This window comes from Streptomyces sp. XD-27 (genome assembly GCF_030553055.1).
Taxonomy (GTDB): Bacteria; Actinomycetota; Actinomycetes; order Streptomycetales; family Streptomycetaceae; genus Streptomyces.
Map to the genome: position 1 here is coordinate 523219 of NZ_CP130713.1, position 20155 is coordinate 543373.

Genomic DNA, 20155 nt, shown 5'->3' on the forward strand with positions numbered 1-20155 from the left:
GTGAAGGAGTCCGACGTGACCGACGGCGACATACCGCTGCGCGTCCTCAGCACCAGCGACCTGGCGGGCCTGGAGATCGAACTGTCCGATGTCGTCTCCGTGGTCGAGCAGGCCTACCGGGCCCTCGCCGACGGCGTCTCGGTCACCCCGCCCAAGCTCACCGTCAAGCCCGGCGACGGCCGTTCGGTGTCGTACGCCATGCTCGGCCGGGACGGCGCCCGCGAGGTCGTCGCCATCAAGACCTCGTACAAGCACGGGTTGACGCTGGACCGCGACCAGCAGCACTACTACACGGCGCTGACCCTCTACGACGACACCACCGGGCTGCCGATCGCGATGATGGACTGCGGGCGGATCGGGAGCCTGCGCACCCCCGCGGTCTCCGCGCTGATCGCCCGCGAGTGCGCCCCGCCCGGCGCCCGTACCGCGCTGGTCATCGGAACCGGCGTGCAAGGGCGGCTCGCGCTGCCGTTCCTGCTGACCACGCTGCCCGACCTGGACCGGCTGCTGCTGTCCGGCACCCACCCCGAGGGCATCGCGGCGGTGCGCGAGCAGCTCGCCGCCCACTTCCCGGACCGCGAGCTGGAGCTGGTCACCGACCTGCGGGCCGCGGCCGCCGAGGCCGACGTGATCCTGGCCACCGCCGGCCCGCACACCCCGGCAGCGGTCGAGGGGGACTGGCTCAAGCCCGGCGCGCTGTCGGTCCTGATCGGCTACGGCATCCAGCCGTCGACCCTGCACCGGGCCGACCGGGTGATCGCCACCAGCGCCGCCCAGATGGCCGTGACCGGCACCGACATGGCCGACGCGGACGGGAAGTTCCCCGCGGTGGACGCCGAGTTCCCCGAGGTGATCGCGGGACGGGCACGGGGCCGCACCGGCGCCGCCGAGCGGATCTTCGCGTACAACAGCGGACTGGTCGTCACCGACATCGCGCTCGGCCACCGCTTCGCGGAGCTGGCGCTCGCGCAGGGGCTGGGCACGGAGGTCTCGCTGTGGCGGTGACGCACGCGCCGCTGACCCTCCCCGCCTACGAGGACCCGCGGCTGACCGCCGTCCTGGGCGGCGAGCTGCCGCACGAGCTCAGTCACGCGTTCGGCGGGCCGTTCCACTTCCTGCTGCCCGACCGGTTCGAGGCCAACGCCGCCGCGTTCGCGGCCGTGCTGGCGGAGCACCAGGTCCCGGGCCTGGTCCACTACGCGAAGAAGGCCAACAAGGCCGCCGCCTGGATCGAACGCTGCGCGGACGCCGGGCTCGGCGTGGACGTGGCCAGCACCGGCGAGCTGCGCGAGGCGCTGGGCCACGGCGTGCGCGGTGACCGCATCGTGGTCACCGGGCCCGCCAAGGCGGACGACCTGCTGCGCCTGGCCCACCTCCAGGACTGCCTGATCGCCGTCGACGCGCCGGACGAGCTGGACCGGGTCATCGCGCCGGCGCGGCCCGACCGGCCCGCGCGGCTGCTGCTGCGCGTGCTGCCGCCCGCCCAGTCGCACAGCCGGTTCGGCTTCGACGAGGCGGAGCTGGCGGCGGCGCTGACCCGCTGCCAGGAGGCCGGGGACTCCGTACGGATGGAGGGCTTCAGCTTCCATCTGTCCGGCTACGCCACCCAACCGCGCGCCGACCTCGCCGGGAAGCTGGTCGGGCTGTGCCGCCGGGCGCGCGCGCTCGGACTGCCCGCGGACCGGATCAGCATCGGCGGCGGCTTCGCCGTCACTTACGTGGCCGCCGAGGACTGGGAGCGGTTCACCCGCGAGCAGCGCCCCGAGCACTACCACGCGGGCAAGTCCTTCCCGGACTTCTACCCGTACCACTCCCCCGTCGCCGGGCCTGAGGCGCTGCGCGCCGTGCTGGCCGCCACCCCGCACGGCGAGCGGGCCACCCTGGCCGCGCTGCTGCGCGAGGCCGAGGTGGCGCTGCTGCTGGAGCCGGGCCGGGCGCTGCTGGACGGGGCCGGCTGCACGGTCTTCCGCGTCCAGGGCGTCAAGGCGCGGGAGTACGGCATCGTGACGGTCGACGGCACCAGCCTGAGCCTGAGCGAGCAGTGGTTCAACAGCGAGTTCCTGCCCGATCCGGTGCTGGTACCGCGACCCGAGAAGCAGGCCATCGCGGACGGCGAGCCGTTCCCGGCCTGCGTGGGCGGCGCGACCTGCCTCGAATCAGACATGCTCACGTGGCGCAAAGTCGCCTTCCCCGCCCGGCCGTCCGTCGGTGACCTTCTCGTATACCCGAACACCGCGGGCTACCAGATGGACTCCAACGAGTCGCCGTTCCACGACCTGCCGCTGCCCCCAAGGTCGTACTCGAGCACGACGGCGAGCGCCCGCGCTGGCGCCTCGACCGGCACTTCTCCCGCTGAACCTTCCCCCCGGGACCCCTCATGGACAACGCACTCATACGCCCCGCGATCGTCAGCCGGGTCTCCGACCTGATCGGATACACCCCGCTGTTCGAGCTGTGCCGGACCGAGACCGGCAGCCGACTGCTGCTCAAACTGGAGATGTTCAACCCGACCGGCACCGCCAAGATCCGGATGGCCCGGCAGATGGTCCTCGACGCCGAGGAGCGCGGCACGCTGCGGCCCGGTGGGCACATCATCGAGTCGACCTCCGGCAACACCGGGCTCGGCCTCGCCGTCATCGCCGCCGAGCGCGGCTACCGCTTCACCGCCGTCGTCGACCACCACGCCTGTGTCGACAAACTGCGCGCCATGAAGGCCATGGGCACCGAGCTGGTGTACGTCGTGGACGACGGTACGGAGGAACTGGCCACCGCCGCCCGCGAGGAGCTGGCGGAGCGGATGGCCGAGGAGGCCGACAACGCGATCTTCACCGAGCAGCACAACAACCCGGCCAACGCCGTCGGCTACTACCGCGTCGCCCACGAACTCGACCAGGCCCTCGACGGCCGGATCGACGTGCTCGTCGGCGCGGTCGGCACCGGCGGCGGGCTCTGCGGCACGGCCCGCGAACTGCGCAGGACCGTACCCGGCGTACAGACCGTCGGCGTCGAGCCCAAGGGGTCCATCGCCTTCGGCGGCCCGGCGCACGACTACTACCAGTCCGGCACCGGCACCCCGAGGGCGCCGAGATCGGCGCACTGGTCGACTTCGACCTGATCGACGAGGGCGTGAAGGTCGGCGACGTCGAGGCGTTCGCGACCGCGCGGGTGGTGGCGGCCAGGACGGGGCTGCTCATCGGCGGCTCGGCGGGCGGCGTGGTGTACGAGGCGCTGACCCGGCTGCCCACCCTGCCGCCGGGGACGACTATGGTCGCGCTGATCAACGACGGCGGCGAGAAGTACCTCGACACCGTCTTCGACGACGACTGGATGGCCCAGCGCGATCTGATCGACCCCGCCGTCGAACGCGAGGCCGACGAGATGCTCACCAAACTCCGCGGGAACTGACACCGATGACCCAGACACCCACGGCCGACCAGGCCGCGCCGCCGACCCTCCGCAGCGACAGCCGCGAACTCGCCACGCTCGCCGTGCCGCTGGCGCTCACCCAGCTCGCCCAGGTCGCCCTGACCACCACGGACACGGTGATGATGGGCTTCCTCGGCGTCGAGGAGCTGGCGGCCGGCGGCCTGGCCATGGTCATCTTCAACCAGCTGCGCACCATGGGCGTGGGGCTGGTCACCGCGGTCGGCAACCAGATAGCGGCCGCCTCGGCGCGCAAGGACGCCTCCGAGCAGGAGGCGCGCGCCGAGGTCCGCGAACTGGTCCGGGCCGCGATGGCGCTGGCGACCCTGGCCGGTGCCGTCGGCGCGGTGCTGATGGTGCTCATCGGCGAGGCCGTGGGCTCCTGGGCCAGGACGCGGACGTCGTCGACACGATGCGTCCGATGCTCATCGCCCTGGCGCCGGGGCTCGTCCCGTGCCTGTGGTTCCAGGCGGTCCGCCAGTTCACGGTGGGGATGCGCCGCCCGCAGGCGCTGCTGCGGATCACCCTCGGCTCGGTGGCGGTGAACGCGGGCCTCAACTGGGGCCTGATCCACGGCACCTGGTTCCTGCCGGAGCTGGGCCTGCCCGGCATCGGCATCGCCACCACCACCGTCTACACGCTGTCCTTCCTGGCGCTGTACGCCTCGGCCCGGCGCGACCCGGAGCTGGCCCCGATGCTGACGTGCCGGGTCTGGAGCGCCCGCCCGGCGACCCTGCGCCGGCTGCTGGGGCTGGGCACGCCGATCGCCGCCACCTACGGCTCCGAGGCGGGCTTCTTCTCCGTCGTCGCCCTGCTGGTGGGCAGCTTCGGCAGCGCGGCGCTCGCCGCCCACACCGCCGTCAACCAGCTCGTCTACATCGTCTTCCAGGTGTCGGTGGGCCTGTCGCACGCCGCGTCCCTGGGGGTGAGCCGGGAGTTGGCCCAGGGCAGTGCCGAGGCGGCCCGCCGGATCGCCCGCACCGCGCTGATCTGCGGCGCCGGCGTGATGGCCGCCGTCGCGCTGGTCTACGTGTCGGTGCCGGAACTCGTCCTGCGGCCGTTCCTGGACAAGGGGGCCGAGGGCGGCGACGCCCTCGACACCGCCACCGGGCTGCTGCTGGTCGCGGCCGTCATGCAGTTCGTGGACTGCGCGCAGAACATCGGCGTCGGCCTGCTGCGCGGCCTGGACGACACCAAGAGCGGCTTCCGGATGACCCTGATCGGCTACTGGCTGGTCGGGCTGCCCGCCGCCTGGCTGCTCGGCGTCGCCGCCGGTCTGGACACCCTCGGCACCTGGCTCGGCCTCTTCGCGGGCCTGGCCACCACGGCGGCACTGCTGCTGCACCGCTTCACGCGGGCGCTCGCCGCCCGGACCTGACGGCCCCGATCATCGGGCAATCCAGTCGGCGGCGCTCAGCGGATGCCCTCCCACAGGCGCCGTTCCGCGGCCGCCGGGTCGTGGTGGACCGCGGGAGGGCCGTCGCCCAGGCGCATGACCGAGCGGCGGGTTCCGTACGCGGGCCACTCGGGGAGCAGGCCGCCCGCCGTGCCGGGGCGGCCGTCGCGGGCGAAGGCGGTCCACGCGGCGCGCATCTGGTCGGACAGGTCGCCCGGGGCGGTCTCGCCCGTCAGCCCGCAGCTGAGGTTGCCGAAGACGAAGCCGATCTCGGCGGCGTGGCAGGCGCCGAGCGTGCCGTCGAGCGCGGGGGTCCGCCAGGCGAACTCGTAGACGTGGGTGTCGGCGCCGTGCGCGGCGCGGCCCTCGGCGAGCCGGAGGGCGGGGACCCGGTAGGCGTGGTCGGTGAGGGCGGCGGACAGCAGGTCGCCGGGGGTGGCGCCGGGGCGGGCGGCGCGGTATGTGGCAAGTCCGGCCTCGTCCGCCAGGCCGTATTCGGCGGTCACCTGCCGCAGGACGTCGTCGGTGATCAGGTTCTGCAGGCCCAGCGGGACGAGGAAGAAGCGGAACTCGTCGGTGTTCGTGCCCACGAGGAGGTCGACGTCGGCCCCGGCGCCGGCGGCGATGGCGTCCACAGGCCGCGCGGGGAGAGTGGCGCCGTCCACGACGGGGAGCAGGGTGAGGACGCCGCCGGCCGCCTCGCCCCACACCGCCCGGTCCCGATGCGCCGACAGCTCCTTGCCGAGCGCGGCGTTGGCGTCGATCAGCCGCTGCGGCGCGGCGGCGGTGAGCGCCTCCGCCGTGGGCTCGACCCCGGCGAGGGCGGCCAGCCGTGCGGTGAGGCGCCGGGCGACGTCCTCGGTGTGGGTGTGGTGGCCCGCGCCGCTCTGCGCGATGGCGCGGTGGAACAGGCCGCGGGCGCGGGGCATGGCCATGAGGGTGACGACGCTTATGGCCCCGGACGACTCGCCGAAGACGGTGACCCTGCCGGGGTCGCCTCCGAAGGCGGCGATGTTGTCCTGGACCCATTCGAGGGCGGCGATCACATCGAGGAGTCCGAGGTTGGCGGTGCCGTCGGGCAGCAGCAGGAACCCTTCCGGGCCGAGCCGGTGGTTGAGCGTCACGCACACGGTCCCGTCGGCGGCCAGCCGTCCCCCCTCGTACAGGGGCAGCGAGCCGGCCCCGTAGCGGAACCCGCCGCCGTGGATCCACACCATGACCGGCAGCCCGCCGCCGGTCCGCCCGGGCGCCGGTGTCCAGATGTTGAGATTGAGGCAGTCGTCGCCGGGGCTTTCGAGGTTGGGGAAGAGATCCGACATCGGCGGCACGTAGCCCGGCTGCGGCGCGCTGTCGCCGTACTCGGTCGCGTCGCGCTCCCCCGTCCAGGGCTCCGGGGGCCGTGGCGGCCGCATCCGGCGGGCGCCGAACGGCGGTGCCGCGTACGGAATCCCCAGGAACGCGGCGATGCCGCCGCCGTGCCGGCCGCGCACTCTTCCGTACCTGGTCAGGGCGGTGACGTCCATGTCTGTGTGCCTCCCGGAGCATGATCCCTGCGCACGCCCCGGCCCTGACCGGGCGGCGGCGACAAGGGGGAGTTTTCCCGCATCAGCGGCATACCTCACCTGCCCGCCGGTGTCCGCCCGCCGCACGGGAGCCCACCCGTGCGGCGGCACGGACCGTACCCGCCGGTCACATCGGCCGCCCGCCGCCGCGGCAGCCGTACGGTCTCCGCGGCTACCCGGCCGTAACCCCTGCGGCCCTCGCCCGCCCCGAGCGGAGATCGTCCGCGCACGCAGCGGCAGGGACCGAGTACGTCCGGTAAGGTCATCGCACTTGATCTGGAAGTCGCTCACCCCCGGAGCGATGATGGAGGCCAGCGGTAGGCACGCCGAGCGGGAACCGGACCGACTCCGCGACGAGCTCGTCGGTCCGCGACGGCTGGCGGAAGGAGTGCCTGGATGGGTTCGACCGACGCGTTCCCGGTGCGCCTCGACCCGGCGGAGGCGGGCCCGTCCGAGCCCGGCGGCCTGCTGGACGCCCTCGGCGTCGCCGCGGTGATGCTCGACTCCGAGGGGCGGATCACCCTGTGGAGCCCGCAGGCCGAGCAGCTCTTCGGCTGGAGCGCCCAGGAGGCGCTCGGCCGGTTCGCCGCGAAGCTGATGGTCGCCCCGGAGCACGTCGACCTCGTCCTGAGCCTGTTCGCCAAGGTCATGGCGAGCGGCGAGAACTGGGCCGGGGCCTTCCCCATTCGACACAAGGACGGCAGCACCCGGATCGTCGAGTTCCGCAACATGCGGCTGCTGGACCAGGCGGGCGCCAGCTACGCGCTGGGCATAGCCGCCGACCAGTCCGTGCTGCGCGGGGTCGAGCAGGACCTGGCGCTGTCGGTGCGCCTGGTGGCGCAGTCCCCGATCGGCCTGGCCGTCTACGACACCGATCTGCGGTACGTGATGGTCAACCCGGCCCTCGCCAAGATGAACGGGCTGCCCGTCGACCAGCACGTGGGCCGCAGCATCCACGAGGTCCTGTCCTTCCTGGACACCGACACCCTGGCGGCGACCATGCGGGAGGTGCTGGAGACCGGCACGCCGCTGCTGAACCAGTACACCGTCGGCCGCCCGCCGCACGACCTGCGCACCGAGCACGCCTGGTCGGTGTCGTACTACCGGCTCGAGGACCACACCGGGCGCGTCCTGGGGCTGTCCACCTCCGTCATCGACGTGACCGAGCAGCACCGGGCGGCCACCGAGGCGGCCAGCGCCCGGAAGCGGCTGGCGCTCATCGCCGACGCCACGGTGTCCATCGGCACCACCCTCGAAGTCGACCGCACGGCGCAGGAACTGCTCGACGTGGTGGTGCCCCAGCTCGCCGATCTGGGCGCGGTCGACATCCTGGACGCCGTCCTGGAAGGGCGGCGCCCCGGCGTCTCGCCCAACGCCGGCAGCACCCGCTTCCGCGCCGTGGCCGTCAGGGGCTCCGCCTACGCCACCGAGGCTCTGGACGCCAGGGACCTCACCGGGCAGATAGCCGCGTACGACGCCGACCGGCTGATCACCCAGTGCGTGACCACCGGCCGCCCGGTGCTGGTGCCGCACGTCGGCGAGCAGGACCTGCGGCGGATCGCCCCCGACGCGCAGTCCGCTGCGCTGCTGGCCCGCAGCGGCCTCCACTCCTATATGGCGGTGCCGCTCATCGCCCGGGGCGAGGTGCTCGGCGCGCTGGACCTGGGCCGCGCCCGCAACCCGCTGCCCTTCGACGACGAGGACGTGGTGCTGGCGGGGGAACTGGCCGCGCGGGCCGCCGTCTGCATCGACAACGCCCGCTGGTACCAGAACGAGCGCCGCACCGCCCTCGCCCTGCAGCGGCATCTGCTCACCCACCAGCCGCCGCAGCCGAAGGGGCTGGACATCGCCTACCGGTACGAACCCGCTCACGCCGCCGGCCAGCTCGGCGGCGACTGGTTCGACGCCATCCCGCTGGCCGACGACCGGACGGCCCTGGTGGTCGGGGACGTCATGGGCAGCGGGATCAACGCGGCCGCCACCATGGGGCAGCTGCGGACCGCCACCCGCACCCTGGCCGAACTCGACCTGGGGCCCGCGGAGTTGCTGCGCCACCTCGACCGCATCGCGGCCGATCTCGACCCGGCGCTCGCCACGTGCATCTACGCCCAGTACGACCCGCACCGCATGCGCTGCACGATATCCGTGGCCGGCCATGTCCCCCCGGTCGTGGTCCGGCCCGGCCGGCAGGCCGAACTGCTGCATCTGCCATCGGGCGCGCCGCTGGGAGTGGGCGGCGTGCACTTCGAGGAGAGCACGCTCCAGCTGTCCCCCGGCGACCAGTTGGTGCTCTACACCGACGGCCTGATCGAGACCAGGGACCAGCCCATCAACGCCCGGCTCAACACCCTCGTCGGCCTGCTGGCGGAGCCCCGGGCGAACCTGGAAGACCTCTGCGACCACCTGCTGGCGGCGCTGCGCAACCCGGACGAGCACGACGACGTGGCGCTGCTGATCTCGCGGGTCGGCAAGTTCAGCGCGCCCGTCTGACGCCTCCGCGCACCGCGCGTCCATCGTCCTGACACAAGATCGACTCATGCCGTTCACACGTTCGATGTCATGTCTGTGTCACTCTCTCTGGTTGAGCGATCAACCGTCAGCTCGCGCCGGGCGAAGGGGACATGCCCCGGTCGCCGGCGCGAGCCCCCCACCGGGAGAGGACCTTCTCCATGCGCATCCACCGCGTGAACCGCTGGATACCCGTGACGTTGGCGACCGCCGCCGTACTGGCGGCCGGCGCCATCGTCCAGACCCCCGCCGCCGCGGCGGCCCCCGCCTACGACGACACGTACTACAGCGGCGCGATCGGCAAGACCGGGCCGCAGCTGAAGTCCGCGCTGCACACCATCATCAAGAGCCAGAGCAAGCTCTCGTACGACCAGGTGTGGGCGGCACTCAAGGTCACCGACGAGGACCCGGCGAACTCCTCGAACGTCATCGAGCTGTACACCGGCCGCTCGATCAGCGAGAACAGCAACGGCGGCGACTCCGGCGACTGGAACCGCGAGCACGTCTGGGCCAAGTCCCACGGCGACTTCGGCACCACCGCCGGACCCGGCACCGACCTGCACCACCTGCGTCCCGAGGACGTGACGGTGAACAGCATCCGCGGCAACAAGGACTTCGACAACGGCGGCAGCGCGGTCAGCGGCGCCCCCGGCAACTACACCGACTCCAACTCCTTCGAGCCCCGCGACGCCGTCAAGGGCGACGTGGCCCGCATGATCCTGTACATGGCCGTACGGTACGAGGGCGAGGACGGCTTCCCGAACCTGGAGCCCAACGACTCGGTGACCAACGGCACCCAGCCGTACCACGGGCGGCTGTCGGTGTTGAAGCAGTGGAGCCAGGAGGACCCGCCGGACGCCTTCGAGAAGCGCCGCAACGAGGTCATCTACGCCAGCTATCAGCACAACCGCAACCCGTTCATCGACCACCCGGAGTGGGTCGAGGCCATCTGGTGAGGCGCGAGGCCGCCGCACGAGGGGCCGTCGCCTCGCCGTGAGAGGTGACGCGCGGAGCGCTGTCCACGCGCTACGCGCGTCACCGCCGGTCCCGAGCCGATCGCCGCCGCTGACCGCCGGACCCTCACCGCCTCCCGAAGAACTCGACCTCGGCGATGGCGAGCCTGCGCTGGGAGCGGGCGCCGAACGCGGCGTCGGCCGTCAGCCGGACCCGTACGACATCCGAGCCGCGCACGTCGAAGGTCTGCTGGCCCGGCTGGTCCTTGAGGTTGACCGCCTCGGTGGTGCGCTTGCCGTCCGCGGAGACCATCGTCACGGTGAGCTCGGCGGGCCGGGCCTGGAGCAGGAACTCGTCCTGCTTCGCCGAACTCCCCGACGTGATCAGCACCTTGAGCAGCCGCACCGGCTTGTCGAACTCGGCCTCCAGATACTGCCCGACGCCGGGGCCCGCCTCGGCGGGCGCCCAGTAGCGGTTGTTGAAGCCGTCGAACGCCGCGCCCGCCCGGTGCCCGGACGCCTCGCTGGACGCGCGGCTCTCCGTGGGCCGCAGCGCTTCCAGCTTGCCGGTGCGGTCCTGGGTGAAGGTGAACACGTCGTCGAGCTGGGCGCGGGCGAACCAGGCCGCTGCCGCGAGGACGAGCAAGGTCAGGGGCAGCGCCAGGCGGGGCCGGGGCCAGGTACGGGTCCGGGGGCGGCTCCCGGCCTCCAGGACCCGGTCGGAGCGCCGCCGGAAGAGCCGCCGCCACCACGGGAGCGGCGACGCGTCCGGACCGGCACCGGTGTCCAGCAGTCCGCCGCAGCGTACGCACAGGTTCCGGTCGGCGGAGTTGTCCGCCCGGCACCGGGGGCACGGGCGTCCGCGCGGCCGCCGGGCCGCGCCTGGATCGGGCCCGGCGGCCCGGACCGGCTCGTCCTCGGGCCGGTGATCGGGCCCGGTGCCCGGCCCGCCGTCCAGCGGGTCGCCGGGGCGTCGGGGAGCCGCGGGTCCGGGCGGTGCCGCCCCGGGACGGGCGCCCCGGGCGCCTGACGAGGGCGCGCCCGGCGCGTTGTCGGCGAGTCCGGCCGACGCGGGCGGCGGCGCGGTCGGCCGGATCGGGCCGAGGTGCATGGTCGCGGCCGGCGGGGAGGCCGCGGGCGGCGGCCCGGACCTCGCGCCCGGTGGCGCGGGCGACGACGCCCGGTCCGCCGAGGCGGACGGCACACCCGGGCGCGCGGGGGGCACGGGCGACGTATGCCCCTGCGGCGTCGCGGGCCCGGCGGGCGGCGGCGGGTGCCGGAGCCCCGGCGCGGCAGGCGGCACCGGGCCCTGCGGCGGTGCGGCAGGGGCCGCAGGTCGGCCGGATGCCGCTGGGCGGCCCGGTGACGGATCCCCCGATCCCGCGGGCGCGGCGGGGTGGCCGGACGCCGCAGGATTCCCCGGCGGTGTGGGGTGGCCCGGGGCCGCGGGGTCTCCCGGTGCGGCGGGCCGCGGGTCGGCTGACGTCTCGTCAGGCCGGTCCTCCCAGTCCAGAAACGCCTGGCACGACACGCAGAACCGCGCACCGGCGGCATTGCGATGTCCGCAGTCGGGACAGGTCATGGTCTCCCCGCTCCCTCCGCCATGGGCAGGATCTCGATCCGGTACGCGACATGCGCGGGCACCTCGGCCGCCACCAGCTGGTCCAACCGCGCGCGGTCGAACCGCGCCGGATCCGGCACCCGCAGCCGGACCGCCACCCACGGCCGAGCCGAGCCGGGCAGCGCGCTGCCCGGCGCCGACGACCAGGCGGTCGCGCCGCTCTCGCTGATCTCCGGCTCGACGCCCGTCTCCACCCGGATCGCCGCGGCCAACCCGCGCCGGGTGCCGCGCCGCCGGTGCCGGACGACGGCGCCCGCGACCACGGCGCGCCGCTGGGTCTCGGGCCGCTCCTCGTCCACCTCCACCGCGACCCATCCGGCCAGCCAGGCGAGGAAGTCCTCGGGCGCGGTGCGCGGGTGCAGATGGGCGGGCAGGTTGTCGAGGGTGAGCAGCAGCGGTGCCAGTACCTCGTCCAGCGCGCCGACGAACCGCTGGAGGAAGTCGTGCTCCAGGTAGGCGGCGGGGAGTTGGTGCAGCAGCGGGTGGGGCGTGGGTAGTCCCGGGATCGTCGCGCGCACGGTCAGCCCTCCCGTACCCGGAGCTGGTGCTCGTAGGAGAAGACCAGCGCGTGCCGGTCGAGCGCGATCTTGTTGGTCGCGTCGGTGCGCTGCCCCGTCACGGGGTCGGCGGGGAACAGCCGTACGTCCTCGACCAGGTCGACCCCCGGCACCTGCTGGAGCACCGCGAACACCTCGCCGGAGTGGATGGGCCGCCCGAACGGCCAGCCGGTCCCGGCCGGTCCCCCGGTGAGCGGGTTGAAGTAGCCGTACAGCGCGGTCAGCGCCGCGTCGCGCAGCCGCTCGGTGGGGTGGCCGCGGCCGGCCTGGACCGAGGCGACGACGGTGACGCCCTGGTAGTAGGGCGGTTCGACCACCAGCCGGGTGCCGATCGGGCGGGCCGCGTCCAGATGCGCGGCGATCCTGGCGAGGGTGTCCTGGTGCGGGATGAGGTCGTCGAACTGGATGCGGCCCTGCGCGTCGCCGCGGCCGGCGGGCACCACCAGCAGCCGTACGCCGCCGTCGCCCGCGGGCGTGCGCGTCTCCCTCCGGTCGCGGCCGTCGCCGTGCACGCTGCCCGCGGGGACGCAGAAGACGCGGGCGGCGTCCGGCGCGACCTCGCGGGCGAGTTGCTCGTAGTCGTGCGGCACGACGGCCCGGTCCAGGGTGCGCAGCGTCATGGGGCCGCGGACCCGCGCGTTCTCCACGGTCTCGCCGTCCACGCCGCCGAGCGCGGGGCGGCGGTTCTCCACCCGGGCCACGTACGGCAGCGAGCTGCGCAGCACCCGCAGCGCGCCCCGGGCCACGTTGCCGCGGCGGCCGCCGCCGGTGCGGTAGCCGCGAACCCGGATCGGGCAGCCCTTGGGCGGCACGGCGCCGTAGAGCCGCAGGCTTCCGTCGCGTTCCCGTACCGCGGGGCCGAAGTCCACCTGGCCGGAGTTGGGGTCCAAGGTGATGTGGCGGTCGTGGGCGGTGGAGTGGGCGAAGTTCTCCACCCGCGTCCACGCCACCCATCCGGCGCCCTCGGCGACCTCGACCACGAACGGCTCCTCGCCCGGCACCACCGGGGGCCGGGCGATCCGGAAGCCCTGCCCGGGGACGCCCTCCGAGAGCCCGAGGAGCTCCTCGGTGACGGTCTCGGCGTGGGACGCCTCCACGGTGCCGCCGATGGTGAACGCCGTGATCCGGCGGACCGTCGGGGAGGCGCGGTAGGTGGGCTGGTCGGGGGCCGCCTCGACGAGGCGGCAGCGCAGCCAGCCGCCGGAGTGCCGGGCCACCACGGACGACGTGTGCGCGGCGGGCATGTGCAGGATGACCTCGCCCGCCTTGTTGAAGCCGCCGGTGTCGTCCTTGTCGACCTCGCAGGCGACCCAGTTGCCGCCGTCCCAGGCCTCCCACAGCAGCGGCGGGCGGCGCGGGTCGACGCCCACGCCCTCGACCCGGCAGTCCAGGCGCAGGACGAGGACGCAGCCGGGGACGGGGTTGGACAGCCCGATGTAGAGGCAGTCGCCGGGCGTGGGCGAGGCGGAGAAGCAGGGCACGTCGCGGCCGAGGGCGAGCTCCTCGGAGCGGTCGGTGGCGTTGCCGGTGGCGGGCCAGCCGGCGAGGTGGGCGAGCGAGCAGGGCACCACGGACAGGTCGCGGCCGGTGGTGAAGACGACCGCCTCCTCGGTCTCGGTGCGCACGGTGGCGACCTCGGTGCCGGATGCGACGCGCACCGGCTCCGGTTGCGGTGCCGACAGCCAGAACGTCACCTCGGTGCGGGCGGCGGTCGGCGGGTACAGCCGCACCCCGATCAGGTCCAGGAAGGCCAGATAGTGCTTGTCCGGCACCCGGTTGAGCCGGTAGACCAGCTGGTCGACCATGGTCGCGAACGCCTCGATCAGGGTGACGCCCGGATCGGAGACGTTGTGGTCGGTCCACTCCGGGCAGCGCTGCTGCACCAGCCGTTTGGCCTCGTCGACCAGCGCCTGGAAACGCCGGTCGTCCAGGTTGGGGCTGGGGAGCGTCATACGCCCTCCTCACGGTGCGGGAGCGTCATACGCCCTCCTCGTGCTGCGGAATCACGTAGAACGGGAAGACGAGGCTGCGCGGGTCGTTGGCGCCGCGCACGGTGTAGCTGATGTCGATGTACAGCACGCCGTTGTCCGCCTCGTCGAACCGGACGGCGACGTCCGCCACGTCGATGCGCGGCTCCCACCGCTCCAGGGACAGCCGCACCTCGTAGGCGAGCTGTCCCGCGGTGCCGGCGTCGGCGGGCGCGAAGACGTAGTCGCTCAGGGGGCAGCCGAACTCGGGCCGCATGGGGCGTTCGCCGGGCGAGGTGCCGAGGATCAGCCGGATGGCCTCCTCGAGCTCGCGCTCGCCGCGGACCAAGGCGATGGAACCGGTGGCGTCGGTGCGCGGCGGGAAGGCCCAGCCCGCGCCGATGAACTGCTGGGCCATGCTCATCCTCCGATCAGTACGGTCGGGCAGCCGACGGTGATCGGCGCGCCGCAGCCCGCCATGTCGCCGACGCGGGCGGCCGGCCTGCCGCCGATCAGGACGCTGGTGCTGCCGGGCGGCGCGATGGGGCTCGGCGGGTGCACCGCGGGCGGCGGGAAGGCGCAGATGTGCGGGGTGCCGACGGTGGCCGCGGGCATGCCGCCGATGAGCACCGTCGGTACGCCCGGCGGGCCGACGGTGCCCGGGTGTCCGGTGATGTCGCCGACACGGGCGGCTGGTGGCATGCGCGGAATCCCCCTGCCTCAATTGATCTTCACCATGGGGGCGTTGACGGACACCGTCGCGCCGCCCTTGATCTCGGTGCGCGCGGTGCCGTTCACCGTCACCTGGCTGCCCTGGACCTCGACCGCGCCGCCGCTGGACAGCTTGACCTGGCCGCTGCCGCCGTCGAGCTGCACTCCGCTGCGGGCGGTCAGCTTGACGGAGCCGCCCGCGAGTTCGAGCGTGCCACTGCCGGCGTCCAGCGCCATCGAGCTGCCCTTGATCGACACCTTCTCCTTGGCGTCGATCTCCACGGTGCCGTCGCTGTGCAGCACGATGGTGGTGCCCTTGCGGTCCAGCGCGATCTTCAGCTTGCCGTCGGCGGTCGCCAGCCGTACTTCCTGCGGGCCGTTGGGGGTGTCCAGCACCTCCAGCTTCCCGTGCTTGGAGCCGAAGGCGCGTTTGTTGACCGCGCCGCTGGTGGAGTCCACCGTCTCGCCTTCCTCCGTGCCCTGCTGCCCCGGCTTGTCCTGCCCGTTGTAGAGGGCGGCGATGACGTAGGGGCGGTCCAGGAACCCCTGGTCGAACCCGACCAGGACCTCGTCGCCGACCTCCGGGATGAACGCCTGGCCGCCGGCGGTGCCGGTCGCCTGCGCGGTACGTGCCCAGTCGCTGGCGTACTCGTCGGACAGCCAAGGGAACGCGACCTTGACCCGGCCGAGCCCCTCCGGGTCCTTGGTGTCCGTGACCGTGCCGTTGACCAGCCCGGACGAGGCCGGTGCGGGAGTCCGGGCACCGCCGGTCAGCCCGAACAGCGAACGCTCCTGCTGCCCGGAGACACTGATCCAGGTCTCGTAGCCGCGCCGGGCGTCGAAGACATGCCGGGTGGAGGTGACGGTGTACCGGCCCTCGAACGGCGCGCCGACGCCGGTGAGGGTGACCGCGCCGCCCGCCCTGACCCGGGGGTTGCCCCGGATGACCGCGTCCAGTTCGGCGAAGGACCCGGCGATGCGCTCGGCCAGCGCCTTGGCGGCCTGGTCGACCTCCGCCTGGGTCCCGTACGCGGCGTCGCTGACGACGAAGTGGGCCTCCCCGAACGGCTCGGACACCTGGGCGGCGGTGACGCCCAGCTCCAGGGTGCCGGCCTTGCCCGCGGGCGCCCGGCCGACCAGCGGCCTCTTGGCCCGTACGTCCCAGCCGCGCACCTCGACGGCCGACACCTGCTCGGCCGCCGAGACCCCGGCCCGGCAGCGCAGCAGGTTGTCGCCCATCTCCAGGACCAGCGGGCTGGAGTCCGCGCGGGTCGACACGTCCGGTGCGCCGCCGGCCTCGGTGGGCTTCACGACGTGCAGCTGCCCGTCGCGGACGTAGATCTGCGCGCCCGCCTCCTGGGCGAGATGGCGCAGGAACTCCCAGTCGGTGACGTTGGGCTGGGCGACGTGCTCCAGGACCGGACCGGCGACGTCGACCGTGCCGGGGCGCAGCCCCGCGCGCTGGGCGACCCGGGCGCAGATGTCGGCGAGCGTCATGTTCTGGTAGCTGGCCACCCGGCGGCCGCGGAAGAGGCGATAGGACTCGTCCAGGCCGCGCACCACCGTGAAGGTGCCGGTGTCGTCGATCTCCACTTCGAGGGCGGTGACGCTGCCGGTGAGCAGGGGCTGCGGCGACGCGCCGCCGGCCTTGGCCAGCAGCCGCGCCGTGGCGCCGATCGTGATGCCCGCCTGCTCCAGCAGCACCCGGCCGGGGTCGCGGAACCGCAGCACGAACAGGTCGGGCAGCGTACGGCTGTCGTCCACGTAGCCTTCGACCAGGGTGTTGGCGAGGGCGGCGGGCAGCGGGCGGCCCGCGAACTCCACCACCACCGACTTGGCGACGCTGTGTTCGACCATGTCTCACCTCACCGGCCCGCGCCGAGCGCCGCCCGGGCGCCGGGGCGGTCGGGCTCGTCGTCCTGGAGCCGTTCGAGCTCGTCGAGAGCGGGCAGCAGCAGCTCCCGGCCGTGCGCCAGCCGCATCGGGTCGTCGATGCCGTTGGTTTCGGCGATCACCCGCCAGGCGGCGGGGTCGCCGTACTCCCGGTAGGCCAGCTGCGGCAGGGTGTCGCCGGACTGCACCCGGTGCACCCGACGGGCGTGCAGCGCACCCGAGGTCGGGTTCTGGCCGGGGGTCTCGCCGCTGATCTCCTCCATGGTCACCAGGCACACCGCCCGGATCGGCACCCCGGAGGTGGTGAACAGGGTGTACTTGACCTGGACCTGGCTGACGTAGCCGGGGAAGCCGGTGAGCCCGCCCCAGTGGAAGACCACCCACGGCGGGGAGGACCGCTGCTGCTGCCGGGTCTCGTTGGTCGGCACACAGCAGGCGAACAGCTGCTCCACCGACTTCACCACACTGGTGTCCTGCGTGTCGCTGGCGTCGAAGAACATCTCGACGGTGAGCTTGCTGGGCTGCGGCCCCTGGTACTCGGGCGGGCCCGCGCTCTTCGCCCCTTTGGCGTTGTCGCGCTTCCACGCCGCCGCCTTGGTCAGGCTCAGTTCCTTCGGGTTGAACTGGAAGTCGATCCGGCCGCACGGCCCGCCGGGGGTCAGGCTCCCGCCGGGCGGCGGGGTGCGCAGCTCCAGGTAGGCGTGCTCCAGTTTGGGCCGGGCGCCGCCGGCGCGGGCCGCGGCGCCGGTGCCCGCGGCGCTGAACGCGATGGGTGTGCTCACCGCCTCAGCCCTCCATGACGTAGCCGTGGTGGGCGATCTCGATGGTCTCGATGGCCACCTTGGGGGACTCGGGGTTGAAGGTCGGCCCGGTCCAGCGCACCGGTACCACCTCCAGCAGCCCCCATTGGGCGACCTTCTGGCCGTCGCCGGTGCGCGCCTCGATGTGCGCCGTCTTGCGGCTGAAGCCGGTGGTCATGGAGGCGAACCACTTGGCCACCTTCTCGGTCTCCCGGGTCAGCGGCCGGGACAGCTTCACGTTGGAGTACTTGAGCCGGGTGGGCAGCTGCCACAGGTGGAAGTTGTTGCCGCCCTCCTCGCGCTGCTCCAGGACCACCTCGCAGCCGAGCCCCTCGCAGGTGTTGAACGAGCCGAGCTCGATGCCGTCGATGGTGACGACGAAACAGACGCTGACCGCCGGGTCGTCGGTTACGGGCACGGCCTGCCCCTTTCTCATCATGGCCTGGTCTCGTCAGTGCCTGGTCTCGATCAGGAAGCCGGCCCGTTCGCGCTCCAGCCGCAGCTCGGCCTTGAGCAGTCGGCTGAGCGGGCCGAACAGGGCGCGGACCAGCTCGTCGGTGACGGCGGGTGCGCCGGGTCTGCCTGCCGCCGCCCCTGGTGCGCCGGGGGCGCCTGGTGCCGTGGCGCCGCCGGGGGTGTCCGGCTCCGGGCCGGGGACCGGCTGGGGTTCCGGTGGCGGCTCGGGCTCGGGCGGCGGGTCGGGCGTCGGGGGCGGATCGTCCGCCGCGTCCCGCTGGACGGCGGGCGGCGCGGCGGCCGGGGGCGGAAGGGGCCGCGCGGTGTACGTCTGCATGGTGGGGCCCTGCGACAGGGGGCCTTGCGAGGCCGGGCCCTGCGGGGCCAGGCCCTGTTCGACGGGCGGCCGGAAGGCCACCGAGCCGTCGGCCATCCGCTGTGCCACTCCCGCGGCCACGGCGACCGCCCCCGCGTCCACCAGGCCGTGCCCCGGACCCGTCCGAGCCGCCTGCCCGGTACGGGCCGGGAACGGCATGGGCGCGGCGGCGCGCTGGACCGGCACGGGGGCCGAGGCGGCGGGCGGGTGTGACGCCGACGGACTGGATGCGGCTGTCCGGATGGACGGGGCCGAGGGGACCGACAAGGCCGACGGCACGGGCTCGGCCGGGGACGCCGCCGCGTAGGCGGCGGCCGCAGGAGCCGCTGACCGCTGCACGGACGCGGCTCCGGTCGTGAGCCGGTCCGTGAACGAGCCCGTACGACCGGCCGACGCCGGAACGGGCGGGTCCGCGGCGGCCCATCGCACCGGAACCGCCGCGGGCACCGGATCGGATGCCGCGTCGGGTGACGACACGTCAGCCGGGGTCGGCGCGGACACGCCGGAGAACAGCGGCACGGAGCGCTGGGCGACGAGCGGCACCACCGGGTCCGCGGCCGGTGGCGGTGCGGCGGGCCCGGGGATCGGCGTGCCGTCGGCGGTGGCCCGCTGGAGTGGTACGGGGGCGGGGAGCGCGGCGTCCGGCGAGGGGCCGGTCGCGTCCGTGGCCCCACCGGGTGCCGGGGTCGGCCGCGTACGCGTGGTCAGCGGGTCGTCCCCCAGCAGCGGCCGGACCCGCTCGCCCGGATCGGATCCGTGGTCCCCGGCGGGTGGGGCAGGCGGGGCGGCTCCGGCGGTCTCGGCCTCCCGCGCCACGGGCAGCATCGGGGCGTCGGCGGGACCGCCTTCCGACACGTCCGAGGACGACGCGCCGGAAGGCGGCACGCTGGAGGACGACGCGCTGGACGGCGGTGGCGTGCCGGCGGGCGAGCCCCCGGAGGGTGGCGCGCCGGAGAACGTCGGCGCGGAGGACGTCGGGCCGATCAGCGGGGCCGCGGGCGACGCGCCGGTGCTCGCGGCAGGTGTGCGCTGCGCCGTGGGCGGCAGTCCGGGCAGCGGCGCGCCGAGCCCGAACCCCCGGGGCCTCGGGGCCTCGTCGGCGCGGTACCGCTGCACCGGGGCGGACGCGTCGCCGCCGGAACGCGGAGCCGGGCCCGGTCCCCCTCCCGCGTCCGGGTCCCGGTCCGGGTCCGGGGCCGGACCCTGCTCGCGCACAGACTGCACCACCTGCGACGTTGCGACGACCGGCAGTTGTGCCAGGTCGCCGAGGGACCTCTCCAGCGGCCGGGCCGAGACCAGCGACCGGGTGACGGCCCGTTGGAGCGGGGCCGGCGGGGCCAGCGGGGTCGGCAGGACCGGCGGAGGCGTCGCACCGCCGTCCGCCTGCGGTCCGGCGGCACTTGGGGCCTCGGACAGGACGGCCGTCTCGGCCGGGCCGGCCCCGGCCGGGGCAGCGCCCGGAGCGAATCCGTCCTGGGCACCGATACCGCCCGAGGCACGACCGTCCTCGGCCCGGACACCACCCGAAGCAGGCCCCTCCCCCGCCCGGGCAGCACCGCCCGGAGCAGGCCCCTCCCCGGCCCGGACGCCCCCTGGCCCGGAGCCGTCCACCGTCCGGCTCACCGTCGGCTGGACGGCGTCGGCGAGTCCGTGCCCCACTCCGGACGGGGCCTGCGCGCTGACCAGATGGCCGAGCGGAGCCGTGAAGGACGCGTCGCGCCAGGTGGCCAGCGAGCCGCGGAACCCGGCCGGGTCGGAGACCAGGTCGACGGCGCCCACGGCCCGCTGGAGCGGCGGCAGTTCGCGCCATCCCGCGGGCTCGGGCAGCGGTGCCGGGGTCGGCGCCAGTGCGGGGGACACCGGGGCGGCGGGCGCACCGGTGTGCCGGCGGCCGCTCAGCCAGGACAGCAGTCCCATGAGTTCTCGATCCCC

Annotated in this window: 14 protein-coding genes and 2 pseudogenes; 6 read left to right on the forward strand and 10 right to left on the reverse strand. The window is 74.3% G+C overall.

Going from position 1 to position 20155, the window contains the following annotated elements:
- Positions 1 to 15 precede the first annotated feature (15 nt).
- The 4 genes and pseudogenes from Q3Y56_RS02235 to Q3Y56_RS02250 all read left to right on the forward strand — a co-directional run bounded on the left by Q3Y56_RS02235 (position 16) and on the right by Q3Y56_RS02250 (position 4801).
- Positions 16 to 1005 carry an ornithine cyclodeaminase family protein gene (locus tag Q3Y56_RS02235; protein WP_304460289.1) on the forward strand — a complete coding sequence of 330 codons (990 nt, stop codon included), beginning with the start codon at positions 16 to 18 and terminating at the stop codon, positions 1003 to 1005.
- Positions 996 to 2429, forward strand: coding sequence for an alanine racemase (locus tag Q3Y56_RS02240; protein WP_304460290.1), 1434 nt, complete (start codon positions 996 to 998; stop codon positions 2427 to 2429). Before Q3Y56_RS02235 ends, Q3Y56_RS02240 begins: the two co-directional genes overlap by 10 nt.
- Positions 2378 to 3405: pseudogene (locus tag Q3Y56_RS02245) on the forward strand (cysteine synthase family protein). Before Q3Y56_RS02240 ends, Q3Y56_RS02245 begins: the two are co-directional and overlap by 52 nt.
- 5 nt (positions 3406 to 3410) lie before the next feature.
- Positions 3411 to 4801 (forward strand): annotated as a pseudogene (locus Q3Y56_RS02250) (MATE family efflux transporter).
- Between the two features lie 35 nt (positions 4802 to 4836).
- Here the strand turns inward: Q3Y56_RS02250 and Q3Y56_RS02255 are convergent.
- On the reverse strand, positions 4837 to 6342 hold the full coding sequence (locus tag Q3Y56_RS02255; RefSeq protein WP_304460291.1) for a carboxylesterase/lipase family protein: 1506 nt from the start codon (positions 6340 to 6342) through the stop codon (positions 4837 to 4839).
- Between the two features lie 435 nt (positions 6343 to 6777).
- Here Q3Y56_RS02255 and Q3Y56_RS02260 point away from each other — a divergent pair, with 435 nt between their 5' ends.
- Positions 6778 to 8871, forward strand: a complete 2094-nt coding sequence (locus Q3Y56_RS02260) for a SpoIIE family protein phosphatase (RefSeq protein ID WP_304460292.1) — start codon at positions 6778 to 6780, stop codon at positions 8869 to 8871.
- A 179-nt stretch (positions 8872 to 9050) separates the two neighbouring features.
- On the forward strand, positions 9051 to 9845 hold the full coding sequence (locus Q3Y56_RS02265) for an endonuclease I family protein (protein ID WP_304460293.1): 795 nt from the start codon (positions 9051 to 9053) through the stop codon (positions 9843 to 9845).
- Between the two features lie 124 nt (positions 9846 to 9969).
- Here Q3Y56_RS02265 and Q3Y56_RS02270 read toward each other — a convergent pair whose 3' ends face one another.
- The 9 genes from Q3Y56_RS02270 to Q3Y56_RS02310 form a co-directional block, all read right to left on the reverse strand.
- On the reverse strand, positions 9970 to 11067 hold the full coding sequence (locus tag Q3Y56_RS02270; protein ID WP_304460294.1) for a hypothetical protein: 1098 nt from the start codon (positions 11065 to 11067) through the stop codon (positions 9970 to 9972).
- A gap of 353 nt (positions 11068 to 11420) precedes the next feature.
- The gene (locus Q3Y56_RS02275; RefSeq protein WP_304460295.1) at positions 11421 to 11981 is read right to left on the reverse strand and encodes a phage tail protein; all 561 of its coding nucleotides are present in this window, start codon (positions 11979 to 11981) and stop codon (positions 11421 to 11423) included.
- A gap of 2 nt (positions 11982 to 11983) precedes the next feature.
- Positions 11984 to 13972 (reverse strand): putative baseplate assembly protein, encoded by a 1989-nt coding sequence (locus Q3Y56_RS02280; protein ID WP_304460296.1) that lies wholly within the window; start codon positions 13970 to 13972, stop codon positions 11984 to 11986.
- A gap of 25 nt (positions 13973 to 13997) precedes the next feature.
- Entirely contained in the window at positions 13998 to 14405 is a 408-nt protein-coding gene (locus Q3Y56_RS02285; protein WP_304460297.1) for a GPW/gp25 family protein, read from the reverse strand.
- Between the two features lie 2 nt (positions 14406 to 14407).
- Positions 14408 to 14689, reverse strand: a complete 282-nt coding sequence (locus Q3Y56_RS02290) for a PAAR domain-containing protein (RefSeq protein WP_304460298.1) — start codon at positions 14687 to 14689, stop codon at positions 14408 to 14410.
- 18 nt (positions 14690 to 14707) lie between these two features.
- Complete coding sequence (locus Q3Y56_RS02295; RefSeq protein ID WP_304460299.1) at positions 14708 to 16555, reverse strand: VgrG-related protein; 1848 nt, start codon at positions 16553 to 16555, stop codon at positions 14708 to 14710.
- Between the two features lie 8 nt (positions 16556 to 16563).
- Positions 16564 to 17373 carry a LysM peptidoglycan-binding domain-containing protein gene (locus tag Q3Y56_RS02300; RefSeq protein ID WP_304460300.1) on the reverse strand — a complete coding sequence of 270 codons (810 nt, stop codon included), beginning with the start codon at positions 17371 to 17373 and terminating at the stop codon, positions 16564 to 16566.
- Between the two features lie 4 nt (positions 17374 to 17377).
- Positions 17378 to 17809: a phage tail protein gene (locus Q3Y56_RS02305; RefSeq protein ID WP_304460301.1), complete on the reverse strand. Its 432-nt coding sequence runs from the start codon at positions 17807 to 17809 to the stop codon at positions 17378 to 17380.
- Positions 17810 to 17842: 33 nt separating this feature from the next.
- A complete protein-coding gene (locus Q3Y56_RS02310; protein ID WP_304460302.1) occupies positions 17843 to 20140 on the reverse strand; it encodes a hypothetical protein in 2298 nt (765 codons plus the stop codon).
- Positions 20141 to 20155 lie beyond the last annotated feature (15 nt).

Excerpts from the sequence above, each read along its gene's own strand:
- Q3Y56_RS02255 (WP_304460291.1), bottom strand. The coding sequence starts at position 6,342 with ATGGACGTCACCGCCCTGACCAGGTACGGAAGAGTGCGCGGCCGGCAC.
- Q3Y56_RS02260 (WP_304460292.1), top strand. The coding sequence starts at position 6,778 with ATGGGTTCGACCGACGCGTTCCCGGTGCGCCTCGACCCGGCGGAGGCG.
- Q3Y56_RS02265 (WP_304460293.1), top strand. The coding sequence starts at position 9,051 with ATGCGCATCCACCGCGTGAACCGCTGGATACCCGTGACGTTGGCGACC.
- Q3Y56_RS02280 (WP_304460296.1), bottom strand. The coding sequence starts at position 13,972 with ATGACGCTCCCCAGCCCCAACCTGGACGACCGGCGTTTCCAGGCGCTG.
- Q3Y56_RS02285 (WP_304460297.1), bottom strand. The coding sequence starts at position 14,405 with ATGGCCCAGCAGTTCATCGGCGCGGGCTGGGCCTTCCCGCCGCGCACC.
- Q3Y56_RS02290 (WP_304460298.1), bottom strand. The coding sequence starts at position 14,689 with ATGCCACCAGCCGCCCGTGTCGGCGACATCACCGGACACCCGGGCACC.
- Q3Y56_RS02295 (WP_304460299.1), bottom strand. The coding sequence starts at position 16,555 with ATGGTCGAACACAGCGTCGCCAAGTCGGTGGTGGTGGAGTTCGCGGGC.
- Q3Y56_RS02310 (WP_304460302.1), bottom strand. The coding sequence starts at position 20,140 with ATGGGACTGCTGTCCTGGCTGAGCGGCCGCCGGCACACCGGTGCGCCC.